The sequence below is a fragment of the Vibrio sp. OPT46 genome (assembly GCF_015163535.1).
Lineage (GTDB): Bacteria > Pseudomonadota > Gammaproteobacteria > Enterobacterales > Vibrionaceae > Vibrio > Vibrio alginolyticus.
Map to the genome: position 1 here is coordinate 1 of NZ_JADDYG010000567.1, position 673 is coordinate 673.

The window sequence follows — 673 nt, forward strand, 5'->3', positions numbered from 1 at the left end:
CCGGGCCACTCTGAAAGACGCTCCATATCCACAGTGAAGTTCGATATTAATGGGTTGTTTAATTTTCCTTGGGGTGTCCAACAATCAGACTGAGTGATCGTATTTTGAAAATCTACGATTAAATCGATACCTTGATTCGATTCAATGAACTCCTGGAAGGTATTCGTTTCTACCTTAAACCCCTCTCCACTTTTGACTTTATCTAAAAGTGAACTTAGGTTTCCATTTAAACTAAAGCTCGCAATGAGAGAGTTCTCATAACCATTTTCATGAGTCACATCCCAATCTTGCTGTTTCAAATGGTGAAGGGTGTAATAGGTATTGGCCATGCCTTGAGGCACTAGTTTTAAGGTATCTACCATCTCATTTGCTAATGGATGATCAAGGCTTAACTCTTTACCTTTAATTGAACCATTAGAAAACTCACCGTGTTCCATTAGGTTGTCTACAATACGCTCTCTATCTCGGGTAATGATATAGCTATAAACCATAATTTTAGACCTTGTTATTTATCCGCAAATGACATATTTACTATATTCCATAATCTTTATAAATTCGATTTATTTCAACTCGCGCGTGTGTTAATGTGGTATTTATACTGTGTAATTATCCTTCAGGTACAGCTCATGAAAATCTCAAATTGGCCATCACTCATTAAATGGATTATCTCTGT

At 36.6% G+C, this 673-nt stretch carries 1 protein-coding gene; it reads right to left on the reverse strand.

Annotation, left to right across the window (positions count from 1 at the left end; genetic code table 11):
• Positions 1-491 (reverse strand): hypothetical protein (locus IQR33_RS35980; protein ID WP_193844067.1); only part of this gene is annotated, 491 nt, incomplete at its 3' end.
• Positions 492-673 lie beyond the last annotated feature (182 nt).